This window comes from Coprococcus sp. TM115-187 (assembly GCF_027679115.1).
Lineage (GTDB): Bacteria > Bacillota > Clostridia > Lachnospirales > Lachnospiraceae > Allocoprococcus > Allocoprococcus comes.
Genome location: NZ_JAQEKS010000006.1, coordinates 123,275 through 136,644 on the forward strand (window position 1 = coordinate 123,275; position 13,370 = coordinate 136,644).

The window sequence follows — 13,370 nt, forward strand, 5'->3', positions numbered from 1 at the left end:
ATGGGAACCTATGGATATATTTCAATCATAGCAATGGTGTGCTATGGATTTATGCTGCTGATGTTTCTGACAGCGAAGCGAAATAAAATTGTAAATAGCTTTCTGGTAGTGTTGGTTGGACTGCTTTTCTGGGCTGGAGGATCGGCATTTATGCGTGTTCATCTGTGGCCAAGTTATGAATTCTGGTATCAGGTTTCCCTGCTTGGAATTTTACTACTGCCGTATGCATATTATTGTTTTATTCTGGCATTTGGCGGGGTGAAAAAAGGTCTGCCAGGGAAAATATATCTGGCTGTTATGCTGATCTGTTTTGTGGTAAATATCCGGCATGGGGTATTCCTGGGATGCCCGAATGTGGTGGAAAAGAATGGGCTTCCTACTTTTGTGTATGAGATTAAACCTACTATATTAGTACTATTTTTCCCGGCTGGGATTTTTTTGATTTATCTTTTCCTTATCCTTGTGCGGATCTGCAAAGCAAATCCCAATATGAAAGTACAGTATGAACCGGTCATGGCAGGGGTTCTGGTGTTGTTTGCAGGGAATATGTTGCTTGGAATACCATTTTTCAGTGGATTTCCGATTGATATTTTAAGTGGTGTTGTAAATGTATTTTTCCTGTTTTATGCACTGATCCGCAGACGTCTGTTCCGGCTGCAGATGCTGGCATCGCCCAGTCTGTGTTACGGTGTGGGATTTTTGTTTTCTGTTATTGTATTTTTGAATGTAATTCCATATCTGCAGAAAATCTTCCATATACAGATGAATAAGAATACAACGCTTTATGCCCTTGCTTTTGCAATTGTGTTTCTGGTGATTTATGCGCTGTTTACTTTTTTGTGGAAGCTTCTGGTACGCAGTGTGTTTGTCCGGGAAGAAAATTATCAGACAGAAAAAATCAGGGAGTTCAGCTCTGCGATTTCGAAGACGCTGGATTTAAATGAAATTCTGGACAAAACGATCAGTGTCATGAAAGAACTGATGGATGTTGGAAATATCTATATTTGTATGCAGGATGCACCGGGACAGCCATATCGGGGAGTGGCAAGTGATCAGCCACTGAATGATCTGACATTTACGATGGAAGAAGAAAACCCGATGATCCAGTGGCTGGAAGAACATGAAGAGCCGATCATTTACCGGGATTTCCGTTATACCGTGGAGTATAAGTCGATGTGGGAGAGTGAAAAACACCGGCTGGATAAAACGCATATCCGTTACTGTGCAGGGCTGAAAGATGGAGAATGCCTGGTTGGTGTGATTCTGATCACAGATGCTTCGGTGAAAAAACGGCTGGTATATGATGAGGTGCAGCTGATCTCATCTGTTACGTCGGTTGCATCGATTGCGATTAAGAATTCAAGATTGTACGAGAGAGCCCGCCAGGAAGCCAGAACAGATGAGATGACCGGATTACTGAACCGGAAATATTTCTATGAAGTGCTGAATGAAGAGCTTGAGAAAAACAGGGAGGCATCGCTGGCACTTGCGATCATCAATGTAGATGATTTTAAATTGTATAATCAGTTGTATGGGATGAAAGAAGGAGATCTGTGTCTGCAGCGGATTGCAGATATTATCAAAAGCAGTGTCGGAGAAAGTGGATACACGGCCCGCTATGGAGGAAAGGAATTTGCGGTTCTTTTACCGGGATATGATCTTTTTTCTGCCAGAAATATGGTGGAATCTATTGCAAAACAGATTTACGTTATGAATAACCGCAGAATGGATATGAAGCTGAAAGCGGTAACTGTGAGTGCCGGTATCAGTGCGGCTCCTTATGCGGCAAGGAACGTGAAAGAGCTGATGGAAAATGTAGATCTGGCAGTTTATCATGTGAAACATAATGGAAAAAATGGGATCCAGGTCTTTGATATGATGTTCCGGAACAACAGTGTGGGGAACAATACAAGGAATCACACCCATATTTATCAGGAGTATGAGTCTACGATTTATGCGCTGACGGCGGCAATTGATGCGAAGGATCACTATACGTTCAGCCATTCCAACAACGTAGCTTATTATGCAACGTCACTGGCGACGACTCTTGGAATGAACGAAGATATGATAGAGATTATCCGGCAGGCAGCACTTCTGCATGATGTCGGTAAAATCGGTATTCCGGAGTATATACTCAATAAAGAGGGAAAACTGACAGATGAAGAATATGAGATCATCAAAGGGCATGTAGAGGCATCGATCGATATTATCCGTCACCTTCCATCGCTGGATTATGTAATTCCGGCAGTCATCGGTCATCATGAGCGGTATGATGGAAAAGGATATCCACGCCGGATCGCAGGAGAAGATATTCCACTGACTGCGCGGATTTTGTGCGTGGCAGATTCTTTTGATGCCATGACATCAAAACGATGCTATAAAAAAGCATTTCCGGTTGAAGTGGCACGGGAGAAGCTTCTTCAGGATGCAGGCAGACAGTTTGATCCTGACCTGGTATATAAGTTTGTTGAATGCCTGGATAATGGCAGTATTACACTGGTGAAGGCAGAAGAAACTGTGGACAATCTGAAAGATATGCTGTAGAAAATTCCCACAAAAAAGTGATGAAAACCAGCAAGAAACAGTTGACAAAAGCTTGTCGGTATAATATAATATGCAAGTATGACGTGAGAAGAAACAGTTTGCACCAAAGCCCCGGAGTGAACTTGTTTTCTATAGAATCTACAATGAAAATAATTAGTAAACCGAAATTCACAGGAGGTCAACCAATGAAAACTTACATGGCTAATCCAGATAAGATTGAAAGAAAATGGTATGTAGTTGACGCTGAAGGACAGACACTTGGACGTCTTGCAGCAGAAGTCGCTAAAGTTTTAAGAGGAAAAAATAAACCGGAATTTACACCGCACATTGATACAGGTGACAACGTAATTGTTATCAACGCTGAAAAGATCAAAGTTACAGGAAAGAAATTAGATCAGAAAGTATACTATCATCACTCAGATTATGTAGGAGGAATGAAAGAAACTACATTAAGAGAAATGATGGCAAAGAAACCGGAACAGGTTATCGAACTTGCTGTTAAAGGTATGCTTCCAAAAGGACCTTTGGGAAGAACAATGATCAAGAAACTTCACGTATATGCCGGAGCAAAACATGCTCATCAGGCACAGAAACCAGAAGTTTTAACATTTTAGTCAGAGGTTTGAAAGGAGGAAATAAAAGTGGCAACAGCTAAATTCTACGGAACAGGAAGAAGAAAAAAATCTATCGCAAGAGTATACCTTGTACCAGGTACAGGTAAGATCACAATCAATAAAAGAGATATCGACGAATATTTAGGACTTGAAACTCTTAAAGTTGTAGTTCGTCAGCCATTAGTTGCAACTGAAACAGTTGATAAATTTGACGTTCTCGTTAACGTACATGGTGGTGGATACACAGGACAGGCAGGAGCAATCCGTCACGGAATCGCAAGAGCACTTCTTGAAGCAGATTCTGATTACAGACCGGTACTTAAGAAAGCCGGATACCTTACACGTGACCCACGTATGAAAGAACGTAAGAAATACGGTCTCAAAGCAGCTCGTAGAGCACCACAGTTCTCTAAACGTTAATTTCTGTTCACAAAGCGATAATCGTTTGGAACGAGAAAATGCATACAAAACCTCAGAAACCATGTGTTTCTGGGGTTTTTCTTTACCCTCGAATCTTTATGGAATGTCTCCCACAATTTTGTTTATGGCATCGATCAGAACCTGGACATCAAGATGAGTGTAGACACGTTCTGTAAGCGTCATAGCTCCAGAATGTCCAACAATCTTCTTGATGGTAGTTTCATCAATGCTGTGTTCTTTCATCATGGAAATTGTAGTGTGGCGCGTACAGTGTGGCGACCACTTAATTCCAATTCATGTTGTAAATGGAGTCTATTATCTGAATGGGAAGTTTGAAGAAGAAAAACAGTTCTGTAGAAACCGGTTAAATGTCAATTATAATCCGGAAGCTCCTAAACCCGAAATGTGGTTGAAGTATTTAAAGGATCTGGTTGAGGAAGAGGATATCCCAACCATTCAGGAATATCTGGGCTATTTGCTGATTTGTAGAGCAACTTTTTATAAGTGATTGAGACAAAAGGAAAACAAATATGTCGAACGTAACTGCATACGAAAAGATGAGAAGAGAAAGAGATGACGCTTTGAATCAGGTGGCAGAAGAAAGACAGAAAACTTTCATGGCAAAAAAGAATTTCAGAGAGGAGATTAATAAGGTAAACAAAAAAACAAACGATATATGAAAAGACTTATAAAATATTTTCTTTTTTTGTGCACTGAATAATCACAAAATTGAGATTCTTTCTTTTTTTTCATACACAGGAAAAGTCTGTGGTACAATATTGAAAGGTATCATTGCTATGCAGAGATTTCTTTGTGAGAATCTGTATCGGAGGAATTAGGATATGCAGTATATATTAGTTGTAGAAGATGATTTTGATTTGAATCAGGCGATCTGTTATTCTTTGAAAAAGTCAGGATATGGAGTTTATGGTGTGACTTTTATGGAAAAAGGGAAGCAGATTTTTTTTGAGAATCAGATAGATATGGTCCTTTTGGATGTGAATCTTCCAGATGGCGAGGGCTTCTCTTTTTGCCAGTGGGTAAAAAAGCAAAGAGAAGTTCCGGTCATTTACCTGACAGCCAGGGATATGGAGGAGGATGCTCTGGCAGGATATGAATCCGGGGCAGAAGATTACGTTACTAAACCATTTTCAATGAAGATTTTACTTAGAAAAATAGAAGTCATTTTAAAAAGAACTGCTTCGGTCAATCGTCTGATTTTTGCAGATGAGTATTTATATATAGATTTGGATCATGCACGAGTAACGGTAAAAGGTCAGGAATGCCCCGTCACACCGACAGAGTGCCGTCTGCTTCGTCAATTTCTTATGAACCGAGGACAGCTTCTGACTTATGATCTGTTATTGGAGCGGTTGTGGGATAGTGGAGGACAGTTTGTGGACAAGCACACACTGGCAGTAAATGTGAATCGTCTGAGAGGAAAGATTGAAGATAAGAATCACAGGTATATTTCAAATGTATATGGGATGGGATATCAATGGATTGGCTGATGTGTATCATGATGATAATTTTATTTGCAGCAGTACTGGTATTGTTATGGAAAAACTACCGGATAAAAAAAGAAGCGAAGTTGTTTGCTGAAAAGGTGGAAGATGCTCTGGATGCTATCGTAACAGGAAAAGAATGGAATATGGAAGAGGAATTGGAGGATAGCCTCTGGGGAAGAACAGGAACACAATTAGAGAAAGCCGAGCATGTATTTCGGAAAAAAGAAGAAGACGGTTTTCGTGAGAAAGAAAGAGTAAAGGGATTGATTTCTGATATATCCCATCAGACAAGGACGCCCATTGCCAATATTAAACTATACCTGGAACTTCTTGAGGACGAGGAGTTTTCGCAAAGCGGTCAGGAGTTTTTGGGAAAAATCAAAGGGCAGATGGAAAAAATTGATTTTTTAATGCAGAGCATGGTAAAAATGTCAAGGCTTGAAACGGGAATTCTGCAAATACATAAGGAAGACAAAAATCTATACGAAACAATCCGCCACGCAGTTGCCGGTGTGGTTCCGGAGGCGGCGTCAAAGGGGATTGATCTATATGTGAACTGCGAAGAAAATATGATGATTCGTCATGACAGCAAATGGACGGAGGAAGCAATTTATAATATTCTGGATAATGCACTCAAGTATACCGAACCAGGTGGAAAGATCCATATTCAGACAGAAAGACAGGAATTATTTTTAAAGATCAGCATTTCTGATACTGGAAAAGGGATTGCCCCGGAGAGGCAGGCAGAGATCTTTACAAGATTTTACCGTGAGCCGGAGGTGCATGATAAACCAGGGGTTGGGATCGGATTATATCTTGCAAGAACAATCATGGAACTTCAGAAGGGCTACATAGAAGTACAGTCTGAAGTGGGAAAAGGAGCGTGTTTTCGCTTGTATTTACCGGTGAATGAATCGTAACATAACCGATCGGGGATTGTCACAATCTTGTGATAATTGAAAATTGAGACAGGTTTGTGATTTTTAGGAGATATTCTATAGAATATCAAAAGAAGGAGGCAAACCAATGAAAGAATACATTGTAGAGACAAGAAGCTTAAAAAAATACTATCAAATGGGTGAAAATACGGTAAAGGCATTGGATGGCGTAGATTTTCGTGTGAAAGATCAGGAATTTGTTGCCATTATCGGAAAAAGCGGATCCGGGAAAAGTACACTTTTGCATATGCTGGGTGGACTGGATGTGCCAACAGAAGGGGAAGTGTTGGTAGAGGGGAAGTGCCTTCTGGGATTGAAAAAAGAACAGCTTGCCATATTCCGCAGAAGAAAGATCGGGTTTATTTTTCAGAATTATAATCTTGTCCCGGATCTTAATGTATATGAGAATGTCATTCTTCCGGTGGAACTGGATGGAAGAAAGGTTGATGTGGAGTATGTGGATGGGATACTCGAACTTTTAGGGCTGTCAGAGAAGAGGGAAGCTCTTCCTGGGACATTATCTGGTGGACAGCAGCAGAGGGCTGCGATTGCCAGGGCGCTTGCGTCGAAGCCTGCCATTATTTTGGCTGATGAACCGACGGGAAATCTGGATTCGGTTACCAGCCATGATGTACTTGGACTTTTGAAAATGGCAGCAAAACAGTTCAGCCAGACCTTGATTCTTATCACGCATGACAGAGACATTGCACAGCTTGCAGATCGTATCGTACATATTGAGGACGGAAAGATTGTAGGAGATACCGGGAAGGGAAGTGATTCCTATGCTTAAGAATCCGAATCAGAAAGTGATCAAAAGGATGGCATGGAACGCTTTAAAAGTAAACAGGAGAAAGACCATTACTTTGCTCCTTGCGGTTCTTCTTTCTTCCTTTTTGGTATTTACAATATTCACAGTTGGAGATTCTTATTTTAGGCTTCAGAAAATTCAGAACATCCGTATGTCAGGAGCAGAATTTGATGCAATCATGTATGGAGTGACGGATGAACAGAGGCAAATGTGTGAGAACAACCCGGATATCGTTCTGACAGGTACAGTGGGAGTCTGTGGATGGGTAGAAAAAACAGATCAGGATTCCACCCCGAATGTGGGACTGATCTGGGCAGATGATGGATATTGGACACAGATGATGGAGCCGGTCAGAGAAAAGCTGGAAGGAAGATATCCGACAGCTTTGGATGAGATAATGGTAACACAATCCGCTTTAAAAGAATGTGGTTACGAAGATCTTGATGTAGGCGATACCCTTGCTATGTCTTATGGAACAAATGAGGGGATCTTTACAGGGACTTTTCGAATCTGTGGGATCTGGGACGGATATGGACCCAAGAAGCAGTTTTATGTTTCGAAAGAATTCTATGATCAATCGGGGTGGAAGCTTTCGCAGGCAGCTTCAGGTCGTTACCTTATGGATTTTAAGCAAAAAATCATGACAAAAAAAGAGCAGAATGCTTTTATCGAAAATATGAATCTTGGAAAGCAGCAGAATCTTTTCTTCATGGAAGATCTTGGCGCATCGGTTCAGATATTGGCAGGTCTTATTGGCTTGATTGCAGTTACCTGTTTGTGTGCGTATCTGCTTATTTATAATATTATGTATCTTTCCGTAGCTGGAAAAGTTCGTTATTATGGTCTGCTTCAGACGGTCGGAATGACGGAAAAGCAGATAAAAAGGATGATGAAGGAACAGATGCTTCTGATTGGATCTGCAGGGACAGTACTTGGATGTCTGTCAGGTGGGATGGTATCCTTTTTCCTGATTCCTGTTGTTGTAAAATCACTTGGAATCAAAAGTGGCTATGTTGGAGCAGATATGGTTCGTTTTCATCCGGCAGTTCTGCTGGCAACCATCTTACTGGTTGGGGTTACCATCTTTCTGGCAAGCCAAAAACCGATAAAAATGGCAGCAGATATTTCTCCAATAGAAGCGCTTGGTTATTGTCCGACCCACAAAAACGTAAAAGTAAGAAGAGCAGGAAAGGGGAAAGTAATAGCAAGACTTTCCATGGAGCAGTTTACAAAGGATAAGAAAAGAACTGCGGTGGTACTGTTGTCTTTGGCCACCAGTCTGTCTGTGTACCTTTGTATTGTGACCATGCTGGACAGTCAGGCAGCAAGAACCATAGTGTCAAATTATATGGATACGGATATGGTCATTAAAAATGATACGGCATGTAAAGAAAAATCAGAAGACAGAAGAGACATTCTGGATGATTCTTTCGTGAAGTCAATCAAAGAAAATGCCGGAGTCTCTGAAGCACATTCTATGATATTTGCCGAGATTACAGTTCCATGGGAACCGGATTTTGCTGAGATGTGGATGAAAGAATTTTATGCAAAGTGGATGAGTACTCCATATAGTAAGGACAAGGACGAGTATCAGAATCATCCTGAGAATTTTGGATCCTCTCTGATCGGAATTGATGAACAGGAATTTGATTATTTAAATAACAGTCTTGAGCATCCGATCAATAAAGAGGACTTCCTTTCGGGAAAAGCATGTATTGTTTATCGAAATAGTTTGGATTTCGCAGATGCTGACGTAATAGGAAAAAATGTGACATGTGCTTTGTATGAAGATCAACAAACGACAAAAACTTTTATCATAGAAGGAGTTACGGACGAGAATTATTATACGGCACTCCTTGGATACCCACCGACGATTATAGCCAGTGATCAGGTAGTGAAAACATTTGCCAATAATCCAATTATATTAAAGACCAGCATAAAATATCACAAAGAATATGATAGAGATACAGAACAAGAAATCATGGCGTTATTAGAAGAAAATGACAATGCAAAAGACTTTTCCTGGGAATCCAAAATCGAAGATGCAGATGAGATTGAAAAAGCACAAGGTAATATGCCGCAACTGGGAATCGGGATTGTGCTGATTCTGGCTTTTATCGGAATCATGAACTACATGAACACCTTTGTAGTAAATGTGCAGAGCCGGATGATGGAGCTTTCGATTATGGAGAGTATCGGGATGACTCCGAAGCAGATTCTTGGAATGCTGGTCAGGGAAGGAGTTCTCTATGCAGGCGGCGCATGGCTTGTTACGCTAACAGTAGGAATGGGAGCTACGTATCTTCTTTATGAATCAATGAATTATCGTGGGATTGCGTTTTCAGTGCCATTACTTCCACTTTTATTTGCAGTGGGAATCAGTTTGCTAGTTTGTACTATGGTTCCAGTCCTTGCTTGGATTATTTTGGAAAAGAATGGAACTGTTGTCGAGAGGATTAAAGGAGTTGAGTGATTTTGGATTTTAGATATAGATATAGAACTGGGGTTTTTTGTCTGTTTATATTGAAAGAACCCCAATTTCCACATATAATAAAAGACAATGTGTAAAGAAATGAAGCAGGGAGAATAATAAAATATGAGTATATTAAATGTAGAACATCTGACACACGGTTTTGGTGACCGTGCCATTTTTGATGATGTATCGTTCCGCCTTTTAAAAGGGGAGCACATTGGTCTTGTAGGAGCAAACGGAGAGGGGAAATCCACCTTTATGAGTATTGTTACCGGGAAACTTACGCCAGATGAGGGAAAGGTAGAATGGGCAAAGAATGTGCGCGCAGGTTATCTGGACCAGCATGCAGTCCTTCAGAGTGGAATGACGATCCAGGACGTGCTGAAAAGTGCATTTGATCCGCTTTTACAGAAGGAGCAGCGGATGAACGAGATCTGTGAGAAGCTTGGCGAAGTAGATGAGGATGAGATGAATCTTCTGATGGAAGAGCTTGGAACGATCCAGGACGAGTTGACACTGCATGATTTTTACACGATCGATGCAAAGGTAGAAGAGGTCGCAAGAGCACTGGGACTTCTGGATCTGGGACTTGACCGTGATGTTACAGATCTAAGCGGAGGTCAGAGAACAAAGGTTCTTCTGGCAAAGCTTCTGCTTGAGAAGCCGGATATCCTGCTTCTGGACGAACCGACAAACTATCTGGATGAAGAACATATTACGTGGCTGAAGCGGTATCTGCAGGATTATGAGAATGCATTCATTCTGATTTCCCATGATATTCCGTTCCTGAATGAAGTGGTAAATATCATCTATCATATGGAGAATCAGGAACTGAACCGCTACGTGGGAGACTATGAACATTTCCAGGAGGTCTATGCAGTTAAGAAAGCACAGCTTGAGGCAGCATACCGCAGACAGCAGCAGGAGATCAGTGAACTGAAGGACTTTGTGGCGAGAAATAAAGCCCGTGTTTCTACAAGAAATATGGCGATGTCCAGACAGAAGAAGCTGGATAAAATGGATGTAATTGAGCTGGCAGCGGAAAAGCCGAAACCGGAATTTAAGTTCCGTTACGGACGGACTCCGGGAAAAATGTTATTTGAAACAAAGGATCTTGTAATCGGTTATGATGAACCACTTTCCAAGCCGCTGAATTTCCAGATGGAAAGAGGACACAAGATTGCGATTGTCGGAACCAATGGTATTGGAAAGACTACATTTTTGAAGAGTGTACTTGGTCTGATCCCGGCAATTTCCGGCGAGTGTGAGCTTGGGGAAAATCTTCAGATCGGCTATTTTGAACAGGAAGTTAAAGGAGAGAACAAGACAACCTGTATTGAAGAACTGTGGCAGGAATTCCCGTCATTTACCCAGTATGAAGTGCGTTCCGCCCTTGCAAAATGCGGACTCACTACCAAGCATATTGAGAGCCAGGTAAGGGTACTGAGTGGTGGTGAACAGGCAAAGGTAAGACTTTGTAAGCTGGTCAACAGGGACACGAATCTGCTGATCCTGGATGAGCCGACCAATCATCTTGACGTGGATGCAAAGGAATCTCTGAAAAAAGCGCTTCAGGAATACAAAGGAAGTATTCTTCTGATTTGCCATGAGCCGGAATTTTATCAGGATGTGGTAAATGAAGTGTGGGATATGAGCAAGTGGACAATGAAAGTATTTTAAAAGTGTTGTGCAGAAGACCTTTCGGGACTATCCTGAAAGGCCTTTTTGTGTTACTATTTATTTAGAGCGTATCATTTTAGTTATTACTTTTTATTTTATAGGAAATTCCGAAGGAACTTCCTATGAAATAAAAGGCACTACGTGCCGGAGATGCGCACTCGCACGAAGATGAAGAATGTCGCAAGCGACTGCGCTCGGCGCGAGAATGTACCGAGGTACATTCTTTTTTACAAAGCCGTTATATAAGCTTTACAGAAGTAAGATAGAGCCTGCAAAGCGCAACGTCTATAATAAAACGTGTTTCAGAAAAGAAAGGATGGGATAATATGCCGTCAACCTATGCACATTACATTTTCGGACAGCAGATCAGGGGCAGATTAAGCGGATATGAGAGAAAAGTTATTGATAAATACCCGGAGCTTTTTAATATTGGACTTCATGGACCGGATATTCTTTTTTATTACAGACCACTTGGCAAGAACAAGGTCAATCAGTTGGGAAGCCGTATGCATAGCGAGAGCGGAGCAAAGTTCTTCGTTCATGCAGCAAAGGTTTTACATACACACGACCAGTATGAGAAGCATCTGGCTTATGTATATGGAGTGCTCTGCCATTTTGCGCTGGATGTGACCTGCCATGGTTACGTGGAACAGACAGTAAAAGAGACTGGTCTTGCACATATTGCAGTGGAGGGCGAGCTGGACCGTAAGCTGATGATTATGAATGGAGAAAATCCAGTGAGCAGGAGGCTGACCGGACATATTGTTCCTTCTATGAAAAATGCGGTAATTATAAAAGATTTTTATCGCGGAATTACAGCAAAGGAAGTCAAAAAAGCACTGAATGGAATGGTATTTTATGACAGGATTCTTGTCTGTCCATCTAAAATAAAGCGGATGGCACTTTATGCAGCACTTAAAGTGGCAGGACTTTATTATGATTTTCATGGGTTTATTATCAAGTATCATGAGAATGGATCCTGCAGGGAACAGATAAGAAGACTGCTTCATCTTTATGAAAAAGCAGTTCCACTGGCAGACAAACTGATCTGTGAATACAAACCGTTTTTGGAAGGAAGCGCTACATTAGATTCTGTATATGCCTACACATTTGGTTCTCAGCTTCCGGGCAAGGAGGATACGTTGAATGAAAACAAAACTGACAAAACAGGAGAAAAACTGGATACTTTATGATGTCGGAAATTCTGCATTTACACTTCTGGCAGCAACCATTTTACCGATTTATTTCAACTATATCGCAGGAAAGCAGGGACTTTCGGATGTACAGTATCTGGCATACTGGGGATATGCAGTATCCATTGCAACCTTGCTTACGGCACTTGCAGGACCAGTATTTGGAACCGTTGCAGATACAAAAGGCTATAAAAAACCAGTTTTTACAATTGCACTTGGAATCGGGACAATTGCTTCAGTTGCTCTGGGATTTGCGAAGTACTGGCTGGCCTTTCTGGTAGTTTTTGTCATTGCAAAGGTCGGATATTCCGTAACACTGGTATTTTATGATTCCATGCTTGTCGATGTGACATCGGAAGACCGGATGGATGAAGTCTCTTCCCAGGGGTATGCGTGGGGATATATCGGAAGCTGTGTACCGTTTGTAATCTGTCTTCTGGTTGTGTTAAATGCAGGGAAGATTGGGATTACAATGGAAACAGCAATGATGGTTTCCTTTGTGATCATCACGGTATGGTGGGTAATTATGACATTACCACTTCTGAAAACTTATCACCAGAAGTATTATGTAGAAAAGAAGCAGCATGCTTTTTCAGAAAGCTTCAAAAGAATCGGCATTACACTGAAAAATGTAAAGAAGGAGAAGAAGGTTTTTCTGTTCCTTCTGGCGTTTTTCTTTTATATTGACGGGGTTTATACGATTATTGATATGGCAACTGCATATGGATCAGCACTTGGACTTAGCAGTACAGGACTTCTTCTTGCATTGTTGCTTACGCAGATCGTAGCTTTCCCATTTGCGATTATTTTCGGAAGACTTGCGAAGAAATATTCTGCAGAAAAGCTGATCACAGTATGCATCGTGGCATACCTTGGAGTGGCAATTTTTGCGATTTTTCTGCATTACCAGTGGCAGTTCTGGGTTCTTGCAGTCTGGGTAGGTATGTTCCAGGGAGGTGTGCAGGCGCTTTCAAGATCTTACTTTACGAAGATTATACCGGCGAACCAGTCAGGTGAATTTTTCGGCTTAATGGATATTTGCGGAAAAGGCGCGTCCTTTATGGGAACAACGATCGTGAGCCTGATCTCGCAGCTTACCGGCAATATCAATATTGGTGTGGGGATGATCGCTGTCTTGTTCGTGATCGGAATTATTTTATTCCGGAGAGCGGCAGCGCTAGAATAAAAATAA

Annotated in this window: 12 protein-coding genes; 11 read left to right on the forward strand and 1 reads right to left on the reverse strand. The window is 41.3% G+C overall.

Features of this window, described 5'->3' with window-relative positions; all coding sequences use genetic code 11:
- The 3 genes from PGW42_RS06625 (at window position 1) to rpsI (ending at window position 3,578) form a co-directional block, all read left to right on the forward strand.
- Window positions 1-2,544 (forward strand): HD domain-containing phosphohydrolase, encoded by a 2,544-nt coding sequence (locus tag PGW42_RS06625; protein WP_270203312.1) that lies wholly within the window; start codon window positions 1-3, stop codon window positions 2,542-2,544.
- Window positions 2,545-2,729: 185 nt separating this feature from the next.
- Window positions 2,730-3,158, forward strand: a complete 429-nt coding sequence (gene rplM, locus PGW42_RS06630) for a 50S ribosomal protein L13 (RefSeq protein ID WP_270203313.1) — start codon at window positions 2,730-2,732, stop codon at window positions 3,156-3,158.
- Between the two features lie 27 nt (window positions 3,159-3,185).
- Window positions 3,186-3,578, forward strand: coding sequence for a 30S ribosomal protein S9 (rpsI, locus tag PGW42_RS06635; protein ID WP_270203314.1), 393 nt, complete (start codon window positions 3,186-3,188; stop codon window positions 3,576-3,578).
- A 96-nt stretch (window positions 3,579-3,674) separates the two neighbouring features.
- Here rpsI and PGW42_RS16105 read toward each other — a convergent pair whose 3' ends face one another.
- Complete coding sequence (locus PGW42_RS16105) at window positions 3,675-3,824, reverse strand: hypothetical protein (protein WP_008373225.1); 150 nt, start codon at window positions 3,822-3,824, stop codon at window positions 3,675-3,677.
- Between PGW42_RS16105 and PGW42_RS06640 the strand changes: the two genes are divergently transcribed.
- The 8 genes from PGW42_RS06640 to PGW42_RS06675 all read left to right on the forward strand — a co-directional run bounded on the left by PGW42_RS06640 (window position 3,823) and on the right by PGW42_RS06675 (window position 13,364).
- Window positions 3,823-4,086, forward strand: coding sequence for a hypothetical protein (locus PGW42_RS06640; protein ID WP_117557074.1), 264 nt, complete (start codon window positions 3,823-3,825; stop codon window positions 4,084-4,086). The genes PGW42_RS16105 and PGW42_RS06640 overlap by 2 nt on opposite strands.
- Window positions 4,087-4,420: 334 nt before the next feature.
- The gene (locus PGW42_RS06645; protein ID WP_117557072.1) at window positions 4,421-5,089 is read left to right on the forward strand and encodes a response regulator transcription factor; all 669 of its coding nucleotides are present in this window, start codon (window positions 4,421-4,423) and stop codon (window positions 5,087-5,089) included.
- Entirely contained in the window at window positions 5,077-6,006 is a 930-nt protein-coding gene (locus tag PGW42_RS06650) for a sensor histidine kinase (protein ID WP_117557070.1), read from the forward strand. Before PGW42_RS06645 ends, PGW42_RS06650 begins: the two co-directional genes overlap by 13 nt.
- A 106-nt stretch (window positions 6,007-6,112) precedes the next feature.
- Window positions 6,113-6,814: an ABC transporter ATP-binding protein gene (locus PGW42_RS06655; RefSeq protein ID WP_117557068.1), complete on the forward strand. Its 702-nt coding sequence runs from the start codon at window positions 6,113-6,115 to the stop codon at window positions 6,812-6,814.
- A complete protein-coding gene (locus PGW42_RS06660; protein ID WP_270203315.1) occupies window positions 6,807-9,305 on the forward strand; it encodes an ABC transporter permease in 2,499 nt (832 codons plus the stop codon). Before PGW42_RS06655 ends, PGW42_RS06660 begins: the two co-directional genes overlap by 8 nt.
- A gap of 123 nt (window positions 9,306-9,428) precedes the next feature.
- The gene (locus PGW42_RS06665) at window positions 9,429-10,985 is read left to right on the forward strand and encodes an ABC-F family ATP-binding cassette domain-containing protein (protein ID WP_117557064.1); all 1,557 of its coding nucleotides are present in this window, start codon (window positions 9,429-9,431) and stop codon (window positions 10,983-10,985) included.
- A gap of 326 nt (window positions 10,986-11,311) precedes the next feature.
- On the forward strand, window positions 11,312-12,178 hold the full coding sequence (locus PGW42_RS06670; RefSeq protein ID WP_173825820.1) for a zinc dependent phospholipase C family protein: 867 nt from the start codon (window positions 11,312-11,314) through the stop codon (window positions 12,176-12,178).
- Window positions 12,132-13,364 carry an MFS transporter gene (locus tag PGW42_RS06675; protein WP_117824551.1) on the forward strand — a complete coding sequence of 411 codons (1,233 nt, stop codon included), beginning with the start codon at window positions 12,132-12,134 and terminating at the stop codon, window positions 13,362-13,364. Before PGW42_RS06670 ends, PGW42_RS06675 begins: the two co-directional genes overlap by 47 nt.
- Window positions 13,365-13,370: the final 6 nt, after the last annotated feature.

Coding starts and splice junctions, on each gene's coding strand:
- PGW42_RS06625 (WP_270203312.1), top strand. CDS start 1: ATGGGAACCTATGGATATATTTCAATCATAGCAATGGTGTGCTATGGA.
- rplM (WP_270203313.1), top strand. CDS start 2,730: ATGAAAACTTACATGGCTAATCCAGATAAGATTGAAAGAAAATGGTAT.
- PGW42_RS06640 (WP_117557074.1), top strand. CDS start 3,823: ATGGAAATTGTAGTGTGGCGCGTACAGTGTGGCGACCACTTAATTCCA.
- PGW42_RS16105 (WP_008373225.1), bottom strand. CDS start 3,824: ATGATGAAAGAACACAGCATTGATGAAACTACCATCAAGAAGATTGTT.
- PGW42_RS06645 (WP_117557072.1), top strand. CDS start 4,421: ATGCAGTATATATTAGTTGTAGAAGATGATTTTGATTTGAATCAGGCG.
- PGW42_RS06650 (WP_117557070.1), top strand. CDS start 5,077: ATGGATTGGCTGATGTGTATCATGATGATAATTTTATTTGCAGCAGTA.
- PGW42_RS06655 (WP_117557068.1), top strand. CDS start 6,113: ATGAAAGAATACATTGTAGAGACAAGAAGCTTAAAAAAATACTATCAA.
- PGW42_RS06660 (WP_270203315.1), top strand. CDS start 6,807: ATGCTTAAGAATCCGAATCAGAAAGTGATCAAAAGGATGGCATGGAAC.
- PGW42_RS06665 (WP_117557064.1), top strand. CDS start 9,429: ATGAGTATATTAAATGTAGAACATCTGACACACGGTTTTGGTGACCGT.
- PGW42_RS06670 (WP_173825820.1), top strand. CDS start 11,312: ATGCCGTCAACCTATGCACATTACATTTTCGGACAGCAGATCAGGGGC.
- PGW42_RS06675 (WP_117824551.1), top strand. CDS start 12,132: ATGAAAACAAAACTGACAAAACAGGAGAAAAACTGGATACTTTATGAT.